This is a genomic window from Paracoccus rhizosphaerae (assembly GCF_026162645.1).
Lineage (GTDB): Bacteria > Pseudomonadota > Alphaproteobacteria > Rhodobacterales > Rhodobacteraceae > Paracoccus > Paracoccus rhizosphaerae.
Map to the genome: position 1 here is coordinate 1 of NZ_JAOTBE010000056.1, position 21,292 is coordinate 21,292.

General features: G+C 67.0%; 19 protein-coding genes. 10 read left to right on the forward strand and 9 right to left on the reverse strand.

Features of this window, described 5'->3' with window-relative positions:
* Window positions 1–106: 106 nt before the first annotated feature.
* Window positions 107–901 carry a TerC/Alx family metal homeostasis membrane protein gene (locus tag OC184_RS15565; protein ID WP_265508092.1) on the reverse strand — a complete coding sequence of 265 codons (795 nt, stop codon included), beginning with the start codon at window positions 899–901 and terminating at the stop codon, window positions 107–109.
* Window positions 902–1,166: 265 nt separating this feature from the next.
* Entirely contained in the window at window positions 1,167–2,135 is a 969-nt protein-coding gene (locus OC184_RS15570) for a LysR substrate-binding domain-containing protein (RefSeq protein ID WP_265508093.1), read from the reverse strand.
* Window positions 2,136–2,218: 83 nt separating this feature from the next.
* Between OC184_RS15570 and OC184_RS15575 the strand changes: the two genes are divergently transcribed.
* The 8 genes from OC184_RS15575 (at window position 2,219) to OC184_RS15610 (ending at window position 11,322) form a co-directional block, all read left to right on the forward strand.
* Window positions 2,219–3,112, forward strand: coding sequence for a DMT family transporter (locus tag OC184_RS15575; protein ID WP_265508094.1), 894 nt, complete (start codon window positions 2,219–2,221; stop codon window positions 3,110–3,112).
* A 186-nt stretch (window positions 3,113–3,298) separates the two neighbouring features.
* A complete protein-coding gene (locus OC184_RS15580) occupies window positions 3,299–4,834 on the forward strand; it encodes an ABC transporter substrate-binding protein (protein ID WP_265508095.1) in 1,536 nt (511 codons plus the stop codon).
* 64 nt (window positions 4,835–4,898) lie between these two features.
* Complete coding sequence (locus OC184_RS15585) at window positions 4,899–5,813, forward strand: ABC transporter permease (protein WP_265508096.1); 915 nt, start codon at window positions 4,899–4,901, stop codon at window positions 5,811–5,813.
* A 7-nt stretch (window positions 5,814–5,820) separates the two neighbouring features.
* The gene (locus OC184_RS15590) at window positions 5,821–6,768 is read left to right on the forward strand and encodes an ABC transporter permease (RefSeq protein ID WP_265508097.1); all 948 of its coding nucleotides are present in this window, start codon (window positions 5,821–5,823) and stop codon (window positions 6,766–6,768) included.
* Entirely contained in the window at window positions 6,761–8,380 is a 1,620-nt protein-coding gene (locus tag OC184_RS15595; RefSeq protein ID WP_265508098.1) for an ABC transporter ATP-binding protein, read from the forward strand. Before OC184_RS15590 ends, OC184_RS15595 begins: the two co-directional genes overlap by 8 nt.
* On the forward strand, window positions 8,377–9,330 hold the full coding sequence (locus tag OC184_RS15600; protein WP_265508099.1) for a 2-hydroxyacid dehydrogenase: 954 nt from the start codon (window positions 8,377–8,379) through the stop codon (window positions 9,328–9,330). Before OC184_RS15595 ends, OC184_RS15600 begins: the two co-directional genes overlap by 4 nt.
* 130 nt (window positions 9,331–9,460) lie before the next feature.
* Entirely contained in the window at window positions 9,461–10,363 is a 903-nt protein-coding gene (locus OC184_RS15605; RefSeq protein WP_322630213.1) for a 5-dehydro-4-deoxyglucarate dehydratase, read from the forward strand.
* Window positions 10,360–11,322, forward strand: coding sequence for an NAD(P)-dependent oxidoreductase (locus OC184_RS15610; protein ID WP_265508101.1), 963 nt, complete (start codon window positions 10,360–10,362; stop codon window positions 11,320–11,322). The genes OC184_RS15605 and OC184_RS15610 overlap by 4 nt, the downstream gene beginning before the upstream one ends.
* Before the next feature lie 67 nt (window positions 11,323–11,389).
* Here the strand turns inward: OC184_RS15610 and OC184_RS15615 are convergent, their stop codons facing one another.
* The 7 genes from OC184_RS15615 to OC184_RS15645 all read right to left on the reverse strand — a co-directional run bounded on the left by OC184_RS15615 (window position 11,390) and on the right by OC184_RS15645 (window position 19,359).
* The gene (locus OC184_RS15615; RefSeq protein ID WP_265508102.1) at window positions 11,390–12,907 is read right to left on the reverse strand and encodes an aldehyde dehydrogenase (NADP(+)); all 1,518 of its coding nucleotides are present in this window, start codon (window positions 12,905–12,907) and stop codon (window positions 11,390–11,392) included.
* Between the two features lies 1 nt (window position 12,908).
* Window positions 12,909–13,634 (reverse strand): ribonuclease activity regulator RraA, encoded by a 726-nt coding sequence (locus OC184_RS15620; protein WP_265508103.1) that lies wholly within the window; start codon window positions 13,632–13,634, stop codon window positions 12,909–12,911.
* Window positions 13,635–13,645: 11 nt separating this feature from the next.
* Window positions 13,646–14,542, reverse strand: coding sequence for a dihydrodipicolinate synthase family protein (locus OC184_RS15625; RefSeq protein WP_265508104.1), 897 nt, complete (start codon window positions 14,540–14,542; stop codon window positions 13,646–13,648).
* On the reverse strand, window positions 14,542–16,278 hold the full coding sequence (araD, locus tag OC184_RS15630; RefSeq protein WP_265508105.1) for an L-arabinonate dehydratase: 1,737 nt from the start codon (window positions 16,276–16,278) through the stop codon (window positions 14,542–14,544). Before araD ends, OC184_RS15625 begins: the two co-directional genes overlap by 1 nt.
* Window positions 16,279–16,321: 43 nt before the next feature.
* On the reverse strand, window positions 16,322–17,854 hold the full coding sequence (locus OC184_RS15635) for a tripartite tricarboxylate transporter permease (protein WP_265508106.1): 1,533 nt from the start codon (window positions 17,852–17,854) through the stop codon (window positions 16,322–16,324).
* Window positions 17,855–17,864: 10 nt separating this feature from the next.
* A complete protein-coding gene (locus tag OC184_RS15640) occupies window positions 17,865–18,335 on the reverse strand; it encodes a tripartite tricarboxylate transporter TctB family protein (RefSeq protein WP_265508107.1) in 471 nt (156 codons plus the stop codon).
* Window positions 18,336–18,402: 67 nt separating this feature from the next.
* Entirely contained in the window at window positions 18,403–19,359 is a 957-nt protein-coding gene (locus OC184_RS15645) for a tripartite tricarboxylate transporter substrate binding protein (protein ID WP_265508108.1), read from the reverse strand.
* A gap of 145 nt (window positions 19,360–19,504) precedes the next feature.
* Here OC184_RS15645 and OC184_RS15650 point away from each other — a divergent pair, with 145 nt between their 5' ends.
* Window positions 19,505–20,194 (forward strand): GntR family transcriptional regulator, encoded by a 690-nt coding sequence (locus tag OC184_RS15650; protein WP_265508109.1) that lies wholly within the window; start codon window positions 19,505–19,507, stop codon window positions 20,192–20,194.
* Window positions 20,191–20,871, forward strand: coding sequence for a GntR family transcriptional regulator (locus OC184_RS15655; RefSeq protein ID WP_265508110.1), 681 nt, complete (start codon window positions 20,191–20,193; stop codon window positions 20,869–20,871). The genes OC184_RS15650 and OC184_RS15655 overlap by 4 nt, the downstream gene beginning before the upstream one ends.
* Window positions 20,872–21,292 lie beyond the last annotated feature (421 nt).

Here is a 21,292-nt window from a genome sequence, read left to right on the forward strand (position 1 = left end):
CGTTATAGCTGGACCAGTTCGTCGTGCGGTAGCGGGCGGGTGGAGGCTTACTCATGCGACCCGTCTAACCGCACGGGTTCGCGATGTGAATCGTCCCACGTCAGAGTTACGCAACAACGCCCATCGACAGCGCGTATTTGAGGTAGGCGAAGCGGTGCAGGATCGCCGCCAGCGCGAAGTAGAGCGCGCGAAGACCCAGGATCGCGAAGATGTTCGAGGTGTAGACGATGTAGGGATCGGTGGTGATGGTGAAGACGGCCGGGACCGAGTCCACAGCAAAGACCAGATCCGCCACCTCGATCACGATCAGCGCCAGAAGCAGCGGCGTTGCGAAGCGGACGACCTTTCCTGTCCTGGGATCGGGCTGCCTGACGATGAAGTCATGCCCGTGCAGCTGGTCGGTGACCCGCATCCGGCGGCGGAGGAACGCCAGCAGCTTGTTCTCGGCCATGTCATGCGGCTGGTCGCCCGAAAACAGCATCTTGATGCCGGTGAAGATCAGGAAGGCCGCGAAGATATAGAGCACCCAGTGATAGTGCTCGACGATGGGCGCGGCCAGGCCGATCATGATGCCGCGCAGCAGGATCACGCCGAGGATGCCCCAGAACAGCACGCGGTGCTGGTATTGGCGCGGAATGGCGAAGAAGCTGAAGATCAGCGCGATGACGAAGATGTTGTCCATCGCCAGCGTCTTCTCGACGATGAAGGCGGTCAGGTACTGCGCCGTCGCCTCGCCGTTCATCTGCCAGTAGATGAAGCCTGAAAAGGCCAGGCCAAGCGTGATGTACATGGCCGAAAGCTTGAGGCTTTCGGCGATGCCGATCTCATGATCGTCCTTGTTCAGCACGCCGAGGTCGAAGACCAGCAGCGCCACGACCAGGCCCATGAACAAAAGCCACATCCACAGCGGCTTGCCCAGAAAGAGGATGAGAAGGAATTCCTCGATGCCCTCGCGAATGATGCCATCGTGCAGGACGCGAGGGAGGGGACTTGCTGCCGTCGCACCGAGCACGCTCGATGCGGTCCGACATCGCGCCAGATCGTGTCGATCATGACGCCAGAGGGGGCCGGTCCCGCAAGAGCGGATCTAGAGCGGGGCGTGGCGCAGATCAAGGGCGGTGCGTGGCGACGGCTGCACACGGATGATCCTTTCGTCCATGCCAGGGCTAGACCCCCGTCGGTGGCAGGAAGATGCGCGGCAGGGGATCGCCATCGACCCTGTCGAGGCGGTCGGTGGAGAGTTCGTCCTCGACCATCTCGGCCACGCGCTGCACATGAAGCGGGATGCGCGACGGCCCCGTCGCAAGGTAAAGGTCCGAGCGGAAGCTGTCGGGCAGGTCGATCACCCGCCGCATCACCGTGTCGGCCGAGGCGATCATCGCCATCGCGCGGGGGACCAGCGCGATGCCAAGCCCCTCGTTCACGATCTGAACGACAGAGTGGCTCTGCGCCATGGTCAGAACGACATCGGGCGTGACCCCGCGCGTGTTCAGAAAGCCCTGCACGACCTCGTGCAGGAAGCCGCCGCGTTCGGTCGAATAGCCGACATAGCTTTCGCCGTGCAGGTCCGCCAGTTCGACGACCGGCTTCGTCGCCAGGCGATGGTGGCGGGGGACGGCCAGGACGAAGGGTTCCGACCAGATGCGGCGCATCGGCAACCCCGGCCCCCGGCCCGTCAGGCGGAAGATGCCCAGATCCAGCGTGCCCGCATGCAGCCCCTCGGCCTGTTCGAAAGTCATCATCTCGCGGATGTGGATCTCGACCTCGGACATGGTGCGGGACAGGCGGGCGACGATGCGCGGGATGATCTCGACCGAGGCCGAGGGGACGAAGCCCAGGACGACGCTGCCCGCCTCTCCCTTCTGGGCGCGCCGGGCCAGAAGCGCCGCGCTTTCGGCCCGCTGCAGGATGTCGACCGCGTCCCTCAGGAACCGCGCCCCCGCCGCCGTCAGCCGGACCGAGCGGTTCGTGCGGTCGAACAGGCGGACGCCGATCGCATCCTCCAGAAGACGGATGTTGCGCGACAGCGGCGGTTGCGACATGTTCAGGCGTTGCGCCGCACGGCGAAAGTTCAACTCCTCGGCCACGGCGACGAACGCTCGCAACTGGCCCAATTCAAACGGGTGGCTGCCCATACCGATCCCTCCCTGTGCCGGCGCGCAGGATAGGCCGGGCCGGTCCGGGATGTCGATCCACCCCCTGCGACGAAAGAGGCGGCATGAATGATAGTCGACCGCTGACAAGCGTCAGCCTGATGATGCTGGTCGCGCTGATCAACGCGATCGACGCCTGCGTCGTCCGCCTCCTGTCGCCGGACGTGCATCCTTTCGTCATGGGCTTCACCCGGACCCTTTTCGGCGCGCTGGCGATCCTGCCAATGATCCTGCGCCGCCCCGCGATGCTGCGCAGCCACTGGCGCGGCCTGCACCTGCTGCGGGCGATCCTGAAGCTGGGATCACTGGTGGCGCTGTTCGGGGCGCTGGCGGGGGCGCCGCTGGCCACCGTCACCGCCATCGGCTTTGCCGCACCACTGTTCGTGATGGTGGGCGCCTGGATCTTCCTGGCCGAGCGTCCGCACCCGCTGCGCCTGCTGGCGGTGGCCGTGGGCTTTGTCGGCATCATCGTCATCCTGCGCCCCGGCATCGCGGCGGGGCAGGGCGGGGCGAACCCGTTTCTTCTGCTGGCCCTGGCGTCGGCCGCGATGACGGCGGCGATTCAGCTGCTGCTGAAGGTCATGGGCCGCCGCGACCCGGCGACGACCCTGGTCGCCTGGAACCTGATCGTCACGGTGCCTGTGGCCGCCATTCCGGCGGCCTTCTTCTGGAGCCCGATCAGCGCCGAGGTCTGGGCGCTTCTGGCGCTGCAGGGCGCGATCGGCGCCGCCAACCAGACCCTTGTCACCCGTGCGCTGCAGATGGCCGACGCGTCCCTGATCGCGCCGCTGGACTTCCTGCGCCTGCCGCTGGTGGCGACTCTGGCCTTTGTGTTCTTCGGCGAGGTGATCGGCGCGGCGGTCTGGATCGGGGCCATGCTGATCCTGGCGGCGACGGTCCTGATCGGCGCCACCGCCCGGTCAGGCCCGGCGGCGGCGGGCATCGGGCCGTCCGCCTGATACCGCCACGCGCTTGATTGATACACAGATCGCATCACTGCGCATAAGTTTCCCGGTTCACAAGACCCCGGAAGTGAACAATCCTGACAGGGCTGCGGAGGCTGGGAGGCATCGACCGGCAGCATCTTAAGACGGCCCGCTGCGCTTCGCGCCGAAAGATGCCGTCACCACATGGGAGGAGAACGCATGACGATCGCATCAAGATCGAAGCCCGTCACCCGGCATCTGCTGTGCTGCGCGGCCATCGGCATCGGCCTGTCGGCAGGCGCCGTGCAGGCGCAGGACGACCGCGCCATCACCATCGCCCTCAATGAGGAGCTGGACCTGATCGACCCCTGCATGGCCGCGCAGTCCAACATCGGCCGGGTCATCCTGCAGAACATCTCCGAGACGCTGACGGAATTGAACCCCGCCGACGGCAGCCTGTCCCCCCGCCTTGCGACCGAATGGCAAGAGGGCGAAAACGGCACCTGGACCTTCAAACTGCGCGAGGGCGTGACGTTTTCGGACGGAACCGACTTTACCGCGGCCGATGTCGTTCATTCGATCAACCGCACGACCTCGGACCAGCTGATCTGCGAAACCGGCGCCAAGTATTTCGGCGGCCTCGACATCACCGCCGAGGCCGTTGACGACCACACCGTCGCCATCACCGCCGACCCGGCGCAGCCGATCCTGCCGCTGCTGATGTCCACGCTGACCATCGTGCCCGAAGAGACGCCGATGGGCGAGTACACCCGCGATCCCATCGGCACCGGGCCCTATGTCCTGTCGGAATGGAACGTCGGCCAGAACCTGATCCTGGACCGCCGCGACGATTACTGGGGGGAGACGCCCGAGGTCACCCGCGCGACCTATGTCTTCCGGTCCGACGACGCGGTGCGCGCGGCTATGGTGCAGACCGGAGAGGCCGACATCGCCCCCTTGATCAGCGAGATCGACGCCACCAACGAGGCGACGGACTTCTCCTATCCGAACTCGGAGACGACCTATCTGCGGATCGACACGATGACCGCGCCTCTGGATGATCTGCGGGTTCGCAAGGCGCTGAACCTGGCCGTCGACCGGGAAGCGTTCCTGGGCACGCTGCTGCCCGCCGACACCGAGCTTGCCACGCAGATCGTCGTGCCGACCACGGCGGGCACCAACGACGCTCTGACCCCGCCAGCCTATGATCCCGACCAGGCCCGCCAGCTTCTGGAGGAGGCGCGCGCCGATGGCGTCCCCGTCGATACCGAGATCGTGCTGGTCGGCCGCACGGGCCTTTTCGCCAACGTGACCGAAGTCATGGAGGCGCTGACCCAGATGTTCGAGGACGTGGGCTTCAACATCGATCTTCAGATGATGGACGTGGCACAGTGGACGGAATATTATTCCAAGCCGTTCCCCGATGACGGAAAGCCGCGCATCGTCGCCGCCATGCACGACAACAATCGCGGCGATCCGGTCTTCTCGATGTACTTCAAGTACGCCTGCGGAGGCCTGCAGTCCGGCACCTGCGATCAGGATCTGGACGCCATGATTGCTAGCGCCACCGCCGCCACCGGGGAAGAGCGCAACGAACTGTGGAGCCAGACCTTCCAGAAGGTGCAGGAGGAACTGGTCGCCGACGTGCTGCTGTTCCACATGGTCGGCTTCAGCCGGGTGGCCGAGCGGCTGGACTTCCGCCCCTCCATCGCGACCAATTCGGAACTGGAACTGGCCGAGATCAAGTTCGACTGATCGCCGCATCCGGACCGGCGCCCGCCGCCGGTCCACCCCGTTCCCCGAACCGAAGGACGATCCAATGGGCCATTTCATCGCGCGACGCACCGTGGCGAGTGCCATCTCGCTTGCCTTCCTAGTGATCGCGGTCTTCTTCCTCAGCCGGCTGACCGGCGATCCGACCGACCTGTACCTGCCGCTGGATGCAAGTCAGGAGGTCCGCGACAACTTCCGCGAGCTGAACGGCCTGAACGAGCCGATCCTGCTGCAGTTCGCAGGCTATCTGGGCGACATGGCGCGGCTGGACTTCGGCACCTCGCTGCGCAGCGCGGAACCCGCGCTGGCAGTCGTCCTGCAGGCGTTCCAGTGGACGCTGGTCCTGGCGCTGGTGACGATGGTCTTCGTGACGGTCGCGGCGGTGATCCTGGGGTCGCTGGCGGCCTTCAACGTCGGCGGCCCGCTGGACCGGGTGGCGACGTTCTTTTCGCTGATCGGTGCATCAGCCCCCGACTTCTGGATCGCCATCGTCGCGATCGTCATCTTCTCGGTCGGGTTCGGATGGCTTCCGACTTCGGGGACGGGGTCGATTTGGCACTGGATCCTGCCGGTGTCGGTGCTGTTCATCCGGCCCTTCGGGCTGATCCTGCAGGTCGTGAGGGGATCGATGATCAACGCGCTCGGCTCGGCCTACGTCAAGACCGCCCGCGCGAAGGGCGTGGCGCCGCGGCCGATCATCTTCACCCACGCGCTGCGCAACGCCATGCTGCCCGTGGTCACCGTGATGGGCGACCAGGCGGCGGGCATGCTGAACGGCGCCGTCGTGGTCGAGACGATCTTCGGCTTTCCCGGCGTCGGAAAGCTGATGATCGATTCGATCCTGCAGCGCGACTTCGCGGTGATCCTGGCTGCCATCATGGTGACCGCCGTCGCCATCTTCGTCATGAACCTGCTGATCGACCTGGCCTATGCCCTGCTTGACCCCCGCATCCGGTACTGAGATGGCCATGACCCACGAAAGCCCCCCGAACACCGCCGCCACGCGCAACGTCTCGGCATCGGCCGAAGATGCGCCGATGCTGGTCCGTTATGGTCGGATGCTGGTGGCCGACAAGACCGCGCTGGTCGCGGCCGTCTTCCTGGCCGTCATGATCCTCTGCGCCATCCTGGGCCCGATGCTGCTGGGCGATCTGGCCACCCGGCAGAACCTGCGCGGTCGCAACGCGCCGCCATTTGACCTCAGCCGTGGCTGGGCCTTCGTGCTGGGCGGCGACCAGTTGGGCCGACCGCTTCTGGCGCGCATCATCGTGGCGTCGCGCAACACGCTGATGGTGGCCGCCGGCGCCGTTGCCGCATCCTTCGTCGTAGGTACCGGGCTGGGCCTCGTCGCGGGCTATTCCCGCGGCCGGATGTCCCAGATCATCCCCCGGCTGGCCGACGTGATCATGTCCTTCCCGTCGCTGCTGCTGGCCGTCATCGTCCTCTTCATGCTGGAGCCCGCGGTCGGCAACATCATCCTGGTCCTGGCGATCACCCGCATCCCTGTCTATCTGCGCACCGCCCGTGCCGAGGTGCTGGAGATCCGCGAACGCATGTTCGTGCAGGCCGCCCTGGTCATGGGCGCCAGCAGCCGGCGGATCGTGCTGCGACACATTCTGCCCGTGGTGCTGCCGACGCTGCTGACCATCGCGACGCTGGACTTCGCCTTCGTGATGCTGGCCGAAAGCTCGCTCTCGTTCCTGGGCATCGGCATCCAGCCGCCCGAGATCACCTGGGGTCTGATGGTCAGCCAGGGGCGGCCATACCTGACCAGCGCGTGGTGGCTGTCATTCTGGCCGGGCCTCGCGATCATCCTGACGACTCTGTCGCTGAACCTGCTGTCGAACTGGCTGCGCGTGGCGCTGGACCCGCAGCAGAACTGGCGCCTGGAAACGCGGAGGAGCTCTGATGCCTGATCCCATCCTCGAGGTCCGAGACCTCTCGGTCACCTTCGAGACCGCCCGCGGCCCGGTCCGCGCTGTCCGCAACGTCAACTGGCACCTGTCCCGGGGCGAGGTGCTGGCCATCCTGGGCGAAAGCGGGTCCGGCAAGTCGGTTTCAGCCAATGCAGTGATGGACCTGATCGACATCCCGCCGGGGCGCATCGACAGCGGCCAGATCCTGTTCGAGGGGCGCGACCTGCTGAAGATGACGCCGAAGGAACGCCGCAAGATCAACGGCCCGCGCATCGCCATGATCTTCCAGGACCCGCTGAGCCACCTGAACCCGGTCTGGACCGTGGGCTGGCAGATCGAGGAGGCGATGGTCATCCATGGCACCCCGCGCGCCGAGGCAAAGGCCAAGACGGTGGACCTTTTGGGCAAGGTCGGCCTGCCCAATCCGGCCGAAGCCGCGGCCAAGTATCCGCACCAGTTTTCAGGCGGTCAGCGCCAGCGCGTGATGATCGCCATGGCGCTGGCCCTGAAGCCGGACGTGCTGATCGCTGACGAACCCACGACCGCGCTGGACGTGACGGTGCAGGCGCAGATCCTGGCTTTGCTGGAGGAGCTGCAGCGAGAGACCGGAATGGGTCTTCTGATCATCACCCACGACTTGGGCGTGGTGGCTGAAATCGCCGACCGCTGCATCGTCATGAACAAGGGCGAGGTGGTCGAGACCGGCACCCCCGCCCAGATCCACGGCGCCCCGCAGCACCCCTACACGCAAAAGCTGATCGCCGCCGCCCCCGGCAAGGGCCAGATGAGCGACAGCACGGACGGCCGCACGCCCCTGCTGCAGATGCGCGGCGCCACCAAGGCCTATGGCGAGGTGAGGGTCCTGCACGGCATCGACCTCGACATCCATGCCGGCGAATGCGTGGCAGTGGTGGGCGAAAGCGGCTCGGGCAAGTCCACCGTCGCCAAGCTGATCACGCGCCTGGAATCCGCCACGGGCGGCACCGCCATGTGGAACGGCGAAGATCTGTTCACGATGCCGCAGCGCCGCCTGCTGGAGGTCCGTCGAGAGGTGCAGATGGTCTTCCAGGACCCGACGCAGAGCCTGAACCCCCGCATGTCGGTCCGCGACATCATCTCGGAAGCCTGGGTGATCCACCCCGACGTCCTGCCCAAGCCCCGCTGGCGCGACCGCGTCGCCGAGCTGCTGGAGCAGGTGGGGCTGGAACCCGACCACGCCCGCCGTTATCCGCACCAGTTCTCGGGCGGACAACGGCAGCGCATCGCCATCGCCCGCGCGCTCGCGCTGGAGCCGCGGCTGATCATCTGCGACGAGGCCGTGTCGGCGCTGGACGTGCAGGTTCAGGCGCAGGTGATCCGCCTGCTGGCGCGACTGGGGCGAGAGATGAACATCGCCTATCTGTTCATCGCCCATGACCTGCCCGTCGTCCGCGACTTCGCCGACAGCGTCGTGGTGATGAAGTCGGGCCGCGTGGTCGAGGAGGGCCCGGTGAGGCAGATCTTCGACAACCCGCGCCAGGACTATACCCGAAACCTGATGGCCGCGTCGCTGGACCCCGATCCCGACGTGCAGGCCGCAAGACGCAGACAACGCCAGGAGATGATGGCATGAAACCCGACGTCCTCGTGATGACCCAGATCCGCGAACCGGCCATGAGCCGCCTGGAAGAGGCCTACACCCTGCACCGTCACGATCTGCTGGACGCCGACGGCCGGGCTGACCTGCTGGCCCGAACGGGGGGCGCCGTCCGCGCGATCGTGACGAACGGCCATACGCCCCTGACTGCCGACACCATCGCGGCGCTGCCCCGGCTCGAGATCGTGGCCTCGGTCTCGGCAGGGGTCGAAAGCATCGACACCCGTGCCCTGGCGGACCGCGGCATCCCGCTGACGAATTCCTCGCCAGCGCTTCTGGACGACGTGGCCGACATGGCGATGCTGCTGACGCTGGCGGCGCGGCGCGACCTGGTGCGCGCCCACGACTATACCGCCTCGGGCGAATGGGGCCGCAGCGGCATGTATCCGCTGCAATCCCGCACCGCCGGCAAGCGGATGGGCATCGTCGGCATGGGACATGTGGGCCAAGCCATCGCCCGCCGCGCCGAAGCCTCCAACATGCAGATCGCCTATGGCGGCCGCCGTCCCAAGCCCGAACTGGGCTGGCGCTTCGAACCTGACCTGATCCAGCTGGCCCGTGACAGCGACATCCTGGTCGCGGCCGTCGCCGGGGGGCCGGACACCAGGGGCCTCATCTCTCGGGACGTGCTGGCGGCTCTCGGGCCGCAGGGCACCTTCGTGAACGTCGCGCGCGGGTCCGTCGTGGACGAGGAGGCGCTGATCGACCTGCTGTCCTCGGGTGGGCTGGGGAATGCGGGCCTCGATGTCTATCTGAACGAGCCCCACCCCGATCCCCGGCTGACCGGCCTGCCGAACGTGGTCCTGTCGCCCCACCACGCTTCGGGAACGGTCGAGACGCGCGACGCGATGGCCATGCTGGTCGTCCAGAACCTGGCCGCCCATTTCGCAGGCGAAAAGCTGCTGACCCGCGTCGACGCCGCCTGACGCTTTTCCAGCGCTCGATCCCACGCTCCCGATCAGCAGCGCTGGTCGGGCCCCCTTCCTGCTGCCTGCGCGGCCGAAGACGCATTGACATGACCGACTGCCGCAAGACCCCGAAAGGACCCTGAAGATGATCGACCCCACCGACCTGCAGTCCACGATCCGGACCGGACTTCTGTCGTTCCCCGTCACGCCATTCGACGACGACGACAACTTCAACCCGCGCGCCTTCCGGCAGCACCTGGAGTGGCTGTCGGGATACCCGATTGCGGGCCTGATTGTTGCCGGCGGCACGGGCGAGATGTTCTCGCTGACCCCGGCCGAGATTGTCGAGACGGTTCGCGCGGCGCGGCAGGCCGACCCCGACAGGCCGGTGATCGCAGGCTGCGGCTATGGCACCCGCATGGCCTGCGATCTGGCGGGGGCAATCGAGGCCGCGGGCGGCGACGGCATTCTGCTGTTGCCGCACTATCTGACCGAGGCGCCGCTGGACGGCATCGCCGACCGCATCCGCGCCGTCTGCCGGTCCACCAACATGGCGGTGATCGTCTACAACCGCGGCCAGGCGCGGGTCACCACGGACATGCTGGAAAGGCTCTGCGCCGAATGCCCGAACCTGATCGGCTTCAAGGACGGCACCGGTGACATCGACATGGTGCGACGCGTGACGCTGCGGGTGGGAGATCGGCTCAGCTACATCGGCGGCATGCCCACGCACGAGCTGTTCGCCCAAGCCTATCGCGGGGCGGGGATGCCAACCTATTCCTCAGCGGTGTTCAACTTCGTGCCGGAGACGGCGGTCGAGTTCCACCGCGCATTCAGCACCGGGGACGACGCCACCTGCGAACGCCTGCTGACCGAATTCTATTACCCATTCTCCGCAATCCGCGACCGCAAGGCCGGCTATGCCGTATCGGCGATCAAGGCGGGCGTCCGCCTGCGCGGCATCCCGGCCGGCCGGATGCGCGCCCCGCTCGTCGACCTGACCGGCGAAGAGGAGGAGATGCTGCGCGACCTGATCGGCAACCGCAAATGAGCGCGCCGGTCGTCGCCCTGCTGGAGGCGTTCGACGCGCCGACGAAAGACCAGCTGCGTCATATCATCGGTGACCGGCTGCAGCTTGTCTTCACTCAGGACAACCGCAGCGAAACCCGCGCGGCCGCCCTGGCAGGCGCTGACTATGCCGTCGTCCGCTCGGTCCCGCTGGAGCCTGACCTGCTGGCCGCGGCGCCGCGGCTGAAGCTGATCCACCAATGGGGCACCGGGACCGACGGCATTCCGCTGAAGGCCGCCCGCAACCGCGGGATTGTCGTGGCCCGCAGTCCGGGGCTGAACGCCCCGTCCGTCGCGGACCTGACCATCGGGCTGATGCTGGCCTGTCGTCGGCGCATTCCGCAGGCGGACGCCCTGATCCGCGGCGGCGGTTGGGCCGAGCCGGATCTCTATTCAACCGGCCGTGACCTGACCGGGGCCAACGTCGGCCTTGTGGGCTTGGGCGCGATCGGACGGCAGGTCATGCGGCGTCTGTCGGGCTTTGACTGCGACATCGCCTATACCAGAAGCTCCGGTTCTGACCCCTCGGTCCCCGGGTACATGGAGCTTGAGCGGCTGATCGCTTGGGCGGACGTGCTGTCGCTGCACCTTCCGCTGACGGCCGCGACCCGCCACCTGATCGACGCGGACCGGCTGGCAAGCATGCCGCGCGGATCGTTCCTGGTGAACACCGCGCGCGGCGGCCTTGTGGACGAGGCCGCGCTCGCCGCAGCCCTGTCGTCCAACCATCTGGGCGGCGCGGCGATCGATGCGTTCTCGCAAGAGCCGCCCGCGCCTGGAAATCCGCTGCTTTCGGCGCCAAACACCGTGCTGTCGGCCCATTCCGGAGGACGGTGCCGAGAGAACTTTCACCGGATCGTCCGTCACTGGTCCAACAACATCATCGCCCATGCCGGCGGCGGGCGTATCGACCCCGCCTGCATCGTCGTCCAGCCGAATTGATTCCTGCCAAGACCGAAGGGGTGCCCTCATCAGAGAGCACCCCCGGCAGTTCATTCAAAGAAGCCGTTCAGTCGTTCAGGTCGGCGGGGATCAGCGCCTCTGGCAGGTTCTGATAGCAGACGGGACGCAGGAAGCGGCGGATCGACAGGGTGCCGACCGAGGTCGCGCCGAAGTTGGTGCTGGCGGGGTAGGGGCCGCCATGGACCATACTGTCGGCGACCTCGACGCCGGTGGGGAAGCCGTTGGCCAGGACGCGGCCGGCCATGCGCTCCAGCACCGGCAGCAGGCGGCGGCCCAGTTCCGTGTCGCCGTCGTCCAGCTGCAGCGTGGCGGTCAACTGACCGGCGAAGCTGCGGGCGACCTCCTCCATTTGCGCGGCGTCCTTGACGCGCACGATCACGCCAAGGGGGCCGAAGACCTCCTCGGACAGTTCATGGTTCTCAAGCCAGTCGGCGGCCGAGACCTCGAACAGATAGGGCGAGGCGTTCCGCGCCTCGCAGGACGTCGTCACCAGCGACCGCACACCTTTGCCCGCGCCGACGCGGGCCGCGCCTTGGCGATAGGCGTCGGCCATGCCATCTGTCAGCATGACCTGCGGGGCCGTGGCCTGCAGCGCTTCGGTCGCTGCTGCGGCGAAGGCGTCGGCGTCAGGGCCATCGACGATGACCGCGATGCCGGGGTTGGTGCAGAACTGGCCCGCGCCCATGGTCAGGCTGGCCGCCCAGCCCTGGCCGATGGCCTCGCCACGCGCGCCGGCGGCGGCCGGCAGGACGAACATCGGGTTCACGCTGCCCAGCTCGCCGAAGAAGGGGATCGGCTCAGGGCGGTTGGCGCAGAGGTTATAGAGCGCGCGCCCCCCGCCAAGTGAACCGGTGAAGCCCACGGCCTTGATGCGCGGGTCGGTGACCAGTGCCTCGCCCACGTCGCGCTTGCCGCCCTGGACCAGGCTGAAGATGCGCGGGTCCATGCCGAGCCGCTTGATCGCCGCAACGATGGCGTCGCCAACGATCTCTCCGGTGCCGGGATGGGCGCTGTGCCCCTTGACGACGACGGGGCAGCCAGCGGCCAGGGCGGCCGCGGTGTCGCCGCCCGCGACGGAAAACGCCAGCGGAAAGTTCGACGCGCCGAAGACGGCGATGGGGCCGATCGGGCGCTGCATCATCCGCAGGTCGGGGCGCGGCAGCGGCTGGCGGTCCGGCAGCGCGGTGTCGTGGCGGCGGTCCAGATAGTCGCCCTTGCGGATGTGGTCCGCGAAGAGGCGCAGCTGGCCGGTGGTGCGGCCGCGCTCGCCCTGCAGGCGCGCCTGGGGCAGGCCGGTCTCGGCGCTGCCGACCTCGGTGATGGCGTCGCCGCGGGCGTCGATCTCTTCGGCAATCGCCTCCAGCAGCGCCGCGCGCTCCTCGCGCGTGGTGGCGGCGAAGCCCCCGAAGGCGGCATCGGCGGCGGCGCAGGCCTGCGCCACCAGGTCCGGGTTGCCGACCGAGAACTCATGTGCCTGCCCCGTCGCGGGGGCCGAGGAGAAACGTCCCTCGGTCCGGATCTTCTCGCCTGCGATCAGGTGGTCGCCGTGGGGAATATGGGTCATGTCAGCGTCCTGTCCGTTCACGCCATTCGGCGTATTTCGTCAGATTTTCCTCGTCCGTCGCCGGATAGAGGCCGATGATGCCGGCGCCTGCCTGCACCTGCTCCAACACGAAATCCTCATAGGACTCCATGCCGGTGCATTCGCCCGCGATCTCGTCCGCCAGATGCGCGGGGATCACCATGACCCCGTCGCCGTCGCCCAGCATCACGTCGCCGGGAAACACCGGCGCGTCGCCGCAGCTGATGGGCACGTTGATCTCGATCGCCTCGTGCAGCGTCAGGTTGGTCGGCGCCGAAGGACACGCGAAATAGGCCGGCATGTCCAGTGCCCCGATGCCCGCCGCGTCGCGCACGCCGCCGTCGGACACCACGCCCGCCGCCCCGCGCAGGGCCAGCCGCGTGATCAGGATCGAGCCTGCGGTCGCCGCGCGGCTATCCTTGCGCGCGTCCATGACCAGAACGTGACCTTCGGGGCAGGTTTCGACGGCGACGCGCTGCTTGTGGTCGCGGTTGCGGAACACGGTCAGCGGGTTGCGATCCTCTCGGGCCGGGATATAGCGCAGGGTGAATGCCTGGCCGACCATGGTGACGGGCTTCTTTTCCACGGGCCGGACGCCCTGGACGAACTGGTTGCGCAGCCCGCGCTTGAAAAGCGCCGTCGCGACCGAGGCGGTGGACACCTTCTTCAGCTTTTCCCGGGTCTCGCTCGACAGGATGTAGTCGCTCATGAATATGTTCCTCAGATAAGGCCGTTCGCGGCCATGAAGCGGTCCAGGTCCGACTGCTGCGGCGCGGTCAGCGGCCAGGCGGACGGCGGGCGCGTCGGCCCGCAGTCCAGACCCTGCGCGATCAGCGCCGCCTTGACGCCGGTGACGTTCGTGCCGTTCATCTCTTGCGCGCGGATGTCCTCGAAGACGCGCATGCGGTCGATCAGGGCGTTGGCCTTGTGATAGTCGCCGGCCTCCAGCGCGGCATGGATGGCGACGGAATGTTCCGGCCAGACGTTGATCAGCCCCGAGGTGAAACCTCGCGCGCCGACGGCATAGAATGTCGGCGCCCAGACCTCGGCCAGACCGCCCACCCAGACGATCGAGGGATCGCAAGCGGCCTTCGCCTCGGCCAGCTTCTGCGGGTTGGGGGTGGCCCACTTGACGCCGCGCACGCCGGGCACGGCGCAGAGATCGGCGATGGCGCGGGTGCCGATGGCGTCGTTCCTCAGGTAGATCATCATCGGCAGTCCGCCGGACGCGTCCGACACGGCGCGCAGGTAATCCACCACCCCGCGTGGGGCGACGAAGGGGTCCGGCGGCTGGTGCACCATCAGCGCCGCCGCCCCGGCATCCACGGATGCCCGTGCCAGCCGCTGCGCATCGCGAAGACCCCGCCCGACACCCGCCAGCAGCGGCGCGCGCCCGGCCAGGAGGCCTGCCACCTCCTGCACCATGGTGCAGGCCTCATCGGTGGTCAGGGCATAGAATTCGCCCGTGTTGCCGTTCACGACCGGCATGTGCAGCCCTGCCGCCAGCGCCCGGTCCACGATCGGGGCCAAGCGCGCGGGGGCGATGTCGCCCTTGTCGTCATAGGGCGTCACCAGGATGCCCGAGATGCCCGTCAGGGCCTGATCCAGCGCCATCATCAGAAGATCTCCGGTTCGCCGGCGGCGGGGCCGAAGCCACGCTCGAGATAGTCGAAGTCGCAGCCCTTGTCGGCCTGCGTGACGTGCCTGGAGAACATCCAGCCCCAGCCCCTCTCGAACCGTGGATCGGGGGCCTTCCAGGCGGCGCGGCGGGCCTCCAGCTCGGCTTCATCGACCAGCATGTCCAGGCGCCGCGCGGGCAGGTCCATCCGCACGATATCGCCAGTCTTCAAAAGCGCAAGCGGCCCGCCGACATAGCTTTCCGGCGCGACATGCAGCACGCAGGCGCCGTAGGAGGTGCCCGACATCCGCGCATCCGATATCCGCAGCATGTCGCGGTGGCCCTGCTTGATCAGCGCCTTCGGGATCGGCAGCATGCCCCATTCGGGGAAGCCCGGACCGCCAAGGGGGCCGGCGTTGCGCAGCACCATCACCGTGTCGGGGGTAACGTCCAGGTTCTCGTCATCGACGGCGGCCTTCATCTCAGGGTAGCTGTCGAAGACCAGCGCCGGGCCTTCGTGGACGTGGTACTTCGGATCGCAGGCGGCAGGCTTGATGACCGCGCCGTCGGGGCAGAGGTTGCCGCGCAGCACCGCCAGCGATCCTTCGCGATAGACCGGGTTCGACAGCGGCCGGATGACGTCGTCGTTGAAGACCTTGGCGCCCTCCAGGTTCTCGCCCATGGTCTTGCCGGTGACGGTCATGGCGGTCAGGTCCAGCCGGTCCTCGATCTGCTTCATCAGCGCGCGCAGGCCGCCCGCATAGAAGAAGTCCTCCATCAGGTAGTCCTTGCCCGACGGCCGGACGTTGGCGACCAGCGGCGTCGTGCGGCCAAGCGCGTCAAGGTCGTCCAGCGTCAGGTCGACTCCGGCCCGACGGGCCATGGCGATTAGATGGACGACGGCGTTGGTCGAACAGCCGGTGGCCATCGCCACGATGGCGGCGTTCCTGACGGCGGCCTCGGTCACGATCCGGTCGGGGGTCAGGTCCTCCCACACCATGTCGACGATGCGGCGGCCGCAGTCGGCGGCCATGCGCTGATGCCCGCTGTCCACCGCCGGAACCGAGGATGCGCCGGGCAGCGTCAGGCCCATCGCGTCGGTGATTGCGGTCATGGTGCTGGCCGTGCCCATCGTCATGCAGACGCCGGCGGAACGCGCGATGCCGCCCTGAAGGCCCTGCCACTGTTCCTCGGTAATGTTGCCGGCGCGGCGTTCGTCCCAGTATTTCCACGCATCCGACCCCGATCCCAGCTTCTGCCCGGCATAGTTGCCGCGCAGCATCGGCCCGGCGGGCAGGTAGATCATCGGCACGCCGGCGGTCAGCGCGCCCATCACCAAGCCCGGCGTGGTCTTGTCGCAGCCGCCCATCAGCACGACCCCGTCCAGCGGGTGCGAGCGGATCTGTTCCTCGGTCTCGATCGCCAGAAGGTTGCGGTAAAGCATCGAGGTCGGCTTGGTGAAGCTTTCGTCAACCGACAGCGACGGAAGTTCAACCGGGAAGCCGCCGGCCTGCAGCACGCCCCGCTTCACGTCCGCGGCGCGTTCGCGGAAATGCGAATGGCAGCTGTTCAGCTCGGACCAGGTGTTCAGGATGCCGATGATCGGGCGGCCCATGAAGTCGGCCTCGGAATAGCCCAGCTGCATCATGCGCGAACGGTGGCCGAAGCTGCGCAGGTCGTCAGGCGCGAACCAGCGGGCGCTGCGCAGATCGGCGGGTTTCTTGGTAGTGGTCATGTCAGCCTCGGGTCGGTCTGCGTTTCGGAGAGGGGGGCGGGGATCATTCCTCGCCGCCGAGCTTCAGGGGGTTGGCCGCGACCGGCCCGCGAGTGGCGCGGTATTCCCCCCACATCTGCCAGGCGATCGACACCACGGCCAGCGCGAGGAACGTCCCCGAGATCGGGTTGGTCAGGAAGCCGGTCCAGTCGCCGCGCGACAGCTGAAGGCCGCGGCGCAGGCTGGTTTCGGCCATCGGTCCCAGGATGAAGCCGATGATGAAGGGCGCGGTCGGGATGCCCGCCTTGACAAAGGCATAGCCCAGCACGCCAAAGCCCAGGATCGTCCAGATGTCGAAAATGCGGCTGGCCAGGCCGAATGCCCCCACGGCGCACAGCACCAGGATCACCGGCAGCAGGATGTGCTTGGGGATCGCCAGCAGCTTGATGAAGATCCGCAGGCCCCAGAACTCAAGCACCAGCATCAGCACGGCCGACACGATCAAGGCCGCGAAGATGGTATAGACCAGCGGCGCCTGCGTGATGAACAGCATCGGGCCGGGCTGGATGCCGTGGATCATCAGGCCGCCCAGCATGATCGCGGTGACCGCGTCACCAGGAATGCCAAGCGTCAGCAGCGGGATCATCGCACCGCCGATGCCGGCGTTGTTCGCGGTTTCCGACGCGACGACGCCCTCGATCGTGCCCTTGCCGAATTCCTCGGGCGTCTTCGAGCGCTTCTTGGCGGCGATATAGGCGATGATGTTCGACGTGCCAGCGCCGATGCCCGGCAGGATGCCGATGCCGATGCCGATCAGCGCGCTGCGGATGGCGTTCGGGATCTGGCCCAGGAACTCGGCCATGGAAAAGCCGAAGCCCTTGATCTTGACCGGCAGCGGGGCAGCGCCGCCGTCGATCGGGTGGCGCGCGGATTCGGCGACCTTGATGACCTCGGCCACGGCGAACATGCCGACCAGCACCGTCAGGATGGAGAAGCCCGCGTTCAGTTCGACATTGCCGAATGTGAAGCGCGCCGTCGCATCGACAGGGGCAATGCCCACGGTGGACACGGCAAAGCCCAGAACGCCCGCGAAGATGCCCTTGGCCATCGATCCCGACGACAACGTCGCGATCAGCGTCAGCGAAAACACTGCGATGGCGAAATATTCATGCGGGCCGAAGGACAGTGCGACCTTGGCCAGCGACGGCGCGATGAAGGCCAGCGCGGCGATCGAGGCGATGGTGCCCAGGAACGAGAACACGATGCCGACGCCAAGCGCCTTGGCGCCCTCGCCCTTTTCCATCATCGGGCCGCCGTCGAAGGTGGTCGCGATAGACGATGGCGTGCCGGGAATTTTCAGCAGGATGGCCGAGATGAGGCCGCCCGAGGTCGCGCCGACGAACAGCGCGATCAGCAGGCTGATGCCCGCCGCGGGGCCAAGCCCATAGGTCATCGGCAGGCACAGCGCGATGGCCATGACGGCGGTCAGGCCCGGAACGGCACCGAAAACGATGCCAACCGCGACTCCCACGGTCATCAGCAGGAAGATTTTCAGCGACAGGACTGCCGCGAAACCCTGGATCAGAAGGTCGAACATGGATCTGCTTTCAGTTCAGCCACGCGACCAGCGGCCCCGCGGGCAGCAGAAGGTCGAAGGCATAACGGAAGGTGGCGAAGATGAGCACTGACGAAGCGACCGCCAGACCCGCATAGAGCGGCACCGACCGCGACGCGGATTTCGGCGTCAACACTAGGAACTGCAGGAACAGGTAGATGGACGTGGCAATCGGGAAGCCCAGGGGCCGCAGCGCGGCGATGAAGCCCGCGATCAGCAGCAGCGTCAGCCCGACGGTGACCAACCCGCTGGTGGCGGCCCGCGTCTCTGCCTCGGATGCATGGGGACGGCGCAGCGCGCCCACCAGTTCGATCAGGCCGAGGGCGATCATCATCCATGCAAGGATGCCCGGTACGGTTCCGGCGTCAACGCCGTCACGTTCGGGAAGCGCTGCCGCCATGCGCAGATAAAAGATACCGGCGCCGGCCATGACGGTGCCGACGATCACGTCCTTGAGCCGCATCCTGCAGCCCTCCCTTGCTGAAATGGCTGGGGTGGTCCGGCGCCAGCGGATGCCGAACAGATGCCTCTTAGCGCGAGGCCTGAAGCGCGTCGCTGTAGGGCATGTAGGTGTCGCGGATCTCGTTCAGACGCGCGACGCCTTCTTCCTTGGGCATGAAGGCGACAGGCTGCTTGAAGCCCTGCTCCAGATCCTTGGCGTATTGCGGGTTCTCGGTGATCTGCTCCATGACCTCGCCCATCTTGTCGACGATGGCCTGGTCAGTGCCTTCGGGGAACGCGATGATGTAGGGGTTGTTCATCACGAAGTCGACGCCCTGTTCCTTGAAGGTCGGGATGTCGCCCAGGAGCGCGTTGCGTTCGTCGTTGGGCTGGCCCAGCACGACCATCTGGCCGCCCTCGACATAGTCCTGAACAGCCCCGTAGGCGATGCCGGCAACGTCGATCCGCCCGCCCAGAAGCGAGGCGATCTTTTCGGCAGCCGAACCGGTGTCCACGACGTTCATCTCGACGCCCGCGCCTTCCTGGAAGATCAGGCCCTGCAGGTGCGAATAGCCGCCGAACTCGGTGCCGAAGGTGACGCTACCGGGCTCTGCCGCCTGCAGGTCCTCCACCGAGGTCAGGCCCGAAGAGGCGCTGGCCACCAGCACGGCGCCCTGGTCGATGGCCGGTACGCAGCAGATCTCGAAATCGTCGATGCCATAGTCGGCCAGGCCCGACACCTCGGCCACGATCAGGTGCCCCGTGTGCCCGAACAGCATCGTGTAGCCATCAGGATCGGCCTGACGGACGGCCGAGGTGGCGATCGTGGCGCCGCCGCCAGGCATGTTGGTGATGACCATGCCGACGCCGGTGATCTCCTCGAAGTAACGCGCCATCGTGCGGGCGTTGAAATCGGTGTCGCCGCCGGGGCTGGCGCCGATGATCACGTTGATCGTGCGCTGTGGCCAGTCGGTCTGGGCCATCGCCGCGGTGCCGATGAAGCAGACCGCGATTGCGGACAGCGCAGTTAGTGTCTTGAACGTCATACCATGTCCTCCCTGGGGCATCTCGCTCTTTCCTCAGTTGACGCACTAATATATTTGTTGGGTCAAGGCAACCGGTTTCTCGGTTGCGGGGCAGGCGGTCAACTGGCACTTCTTGACCACGGTTTGACAGACAAGGACGTGAAACATGCGCAGGCGGTCCAGTGCGGACATCGTTCACGACGAGCTTCGCCAGATGATCGTGACGCTCGAACTCGCCCCCAGCCATCCGGTGCAGGAGAGGGAGCTTTGCGAACGCTTCGGCGTCAGCCGCACGCCGCTGCGCGAGGCGCTGCTGCGGCTGGCGGAACATGGCATGGTGACGGTGGCTCCCCAGCACGGCACCTTCGTCGCAGGGATCTCGCCGCGTGCCGTGCGCCTGGCGCATTTCCTGCGCGCCAACTTGGAAGTGCCGGCGATCGAGCGGCTGGCCGCAACACCGGCCCCGGACCTGACCCGCGCACGAGAGATCCTGACCGCGCAGAAGATCGCCGCCGCCCGCAACAGCCAGGCCGAGTTCATCCTGCTGGACGACAGCTTTCACGAGGCATTGTTCGCCGCCGCAGATCTTCCCGAGATTTGGTCGGTGATCCACGCCCGCAAGGGGCATCTGGACCGCATCCGCTTCATCCAAGGCAACGCCCGCGGCAGCGTCGACGTGCCGCTGAAGCAGCACGAACGGATCCTCGATGCCCTTGCCGAAGGGCAGGCCGATGCCGCGTCCCGGCTTCTGCGCGAACACATCGCCGGCTCGCTCGAGTTTCTCGACCGTCACCTGAGAGAGCGCCCCGAGATGTTCCTGAACGACGAGCCGTCCGCCGCCAGGGCACGCGCATGAGGCAGGCGGGTCACGACATCGCTGACGACCTGCGTCGGCGCATCCTGTCGCTGGACCTGCCGCCTGGATCGATCCTGTCGCGCGCCGACCTGACGGCGCGATACGAGACCAGCTCGACACCGCTGCGCGACGCCCTGCTGGGCCTGCGCGACGAGGGCCTGGTCCAGATCATGCCGCAGTCGCGCACCATGGTGACCCGAATCGACCTGCACCACGCCCGGCAGATCCACGTCCTTCGCAGCGCCATGGAGATCGAGGCCGCCACCCGCGTGGCATCGTCCGCCCCCGTCGAGGTCGCAGCCGAGCTCGACGCCCTGATCCAGGCTCAGTCGGACGAGGCGGCCCGCGGCGACATGCCGGCCTTCTCCCGGCTGGATCTGGCGTTTCACGCAGCCCTCTTCCACGCCGCCGACCTTGATGCCGTGCACAGGGTCATCCGCCGGGAAAGCATCCACATCGACCGCCTGCGCGCCCTGCACCTGATGCAGCCCGAGAAGGTGCACCAGATCCTGGACGACCACCGCCGGATCACGTCCGCCATTGCGGCGGGCGACCCCGACGCGGCAGCCGACGTCATGCGCTTGCACCTGTCGCAGTCGATCCTCCTCGGCGCCCGGCTGACACAGGAACGCCCGGACTACTTCCAGCCGGTTAAAAAAGGCGCCGCGGGCCTTTGAACGGATCACCAGGCTCCGCGCGATCCTAGAAGCCGGATCAGGGCAGCAGCGGCTGGCGAAAGGAAGGAGATTTTCCGGGTGCCGGTCATGGCGCGCGGCGATGCGATGCCGGTCCTTCCACGTGTCGGCCATGGTTTGCGTCAGCTTGCCGTATCAGCACTTCACGGCCAGCGGTTATCGTTCGGAATGAGATCCTCTCGACAATTGTGGGGTGAAAGCGACGGGCCTACGATGATGTTGTCATGCCGCGCGGCCCATGGGCAGTATGCCGGAGTGTCGGTTCCCATTCGACAAGCAAGGGGCGTTGTTGCGCAACTCATGCCTGAGGCGTGATGGCCCCTTTCCCCGTCGGCGTCATGCCACGCGGACGATCTCAGCGGTGCCGAGCGCATTGAAGCGGTTGATGAGGGCGATGCGGATC

Bases quoted from the DNA above. Each gene is read 5' to 3' on its own strand.
- OC184_RS15615 (WP_265508102.1), bottom strand. From the start codon at position 12,907: ATGACCCATATTCCCCACGGCGACCACCTGATCGCAGGCGAGAAGATC.
- OC184_RS15655 (WP_265508110.1), top strand. From the start codon at position 20,191: ATGAGGCAGGCGGGTCACGACATCGCTGACGACCTGCGTCGGCGCATC.
- OC184_RS15565 (WP_265508092.1), bottom strand. From the start codon at position 901: ATGTGGCTTTTGTTCATGGGCCTGGTCGTGGCGCTGCTGGTCTTCGAC.
- araD (WP_265508105.1), bottom strand. From the start codon at position 16,278: ATGACCACTACCAAGAAACCCGCCGATCTGCGCAGCGCCCGCTGGTTC.
- OC184_RS15625 (WP_265508104.1), bottom strand. From the start codon at position 14,542: ATGATGGCGCTGGATCAGGCCCTGACGGGCATCTCGGGCATCCTGGTG.
- OC184_RS15650 (WP_265508109.1), top strand. From the start codon at position 19,505: ATGCGCAGGCGGTCCAGTGCGGACATCGTTCACGACGAGCTTCGCCAG.
- OC184_RS15635 (WP_265508106.1), bottom strand. From the start codon at position 17,854: ATGTTCGACCTTCTGATCCAGGGTTTCGCGGCAGTCCTGTCGCTGAAA.
- OC184_RS15595 (WP_265508098.1), top strand. From the start codon at position 6,761: ATGCCTGATCCCATCCTCGAGGTCCGAGACCTCTCGGTCACCTTCGAG.
- OC184_RS15640 (WP_265508107.1), bottom strand. From the start codon at position 18,335: ATGCGGCTCAAGGACGTGATCGTCGGCACCGTCATGGCCGGCGCCGGT.
- OC184_RS15570 (WP_265508093.1), bottom strand. From the start codon at position 2,135: ATGGGCAGCCACCCGTTTGAATTGGGCCAGTTGCGAGCGTTCGTCGCC.
- OC184_RS15585 (WP_265508096.1), top strand. From the start codon at position 4,899: ATGGGCCATTTCATCGCGCGACGCACCGTGGCGAGTGCCATCTCGCTT.
- OC184_RS15600 (WP_265508099.1), top strand. From the start codon at position 8,377: ATGAAACCCGACGTCCTCGTGATGACCCAGATCCGCGAACCGGCCATG.
- OC184_RS15620 (WP_265508103.1), bottom strand. From the start codon at position 13,634: ATGAGCGACTACATCCTGTCGAGCGAGACCCGGGAAAAGCTGAAGAAG.
- OC184_RS15590 (WP_265508097.1), top strand. From the start codon at position 5,821: ATGACCCACGAAAGCCCCCCGAACACCGCCGCCACGCGCAACGTCTCG.
- OC184_RS15645 (WP_265508108.1), bottom strand. From the start codon at position 19,359: ATGACGTTCAAGACACTAACTGCGCTGTCCGCAATCGCGGTCTGCTTC.
- OC184_RS15575 (WP_265508094.1), top strand. From the start codon at position 2,219: ATGAATGATAGTCGACCGCTGACAAGCGTCAGCCTGATGATGCTGGTC.
- OC184_RS15610 (WP_265508101.1), top strand. From the start codon at position 10,360: ATGAGCGCGCCGGTCGTCGCCCTGCTGGAGGCGTTCGACGCGCCGACG.
- OC184_RS15580 (WP_265508095.1), top strand. From the start codon at position 3,299: ATGACGATCGCATCAAGATCGAAGCCCGTCACCCGGCATCTGCTGTGC.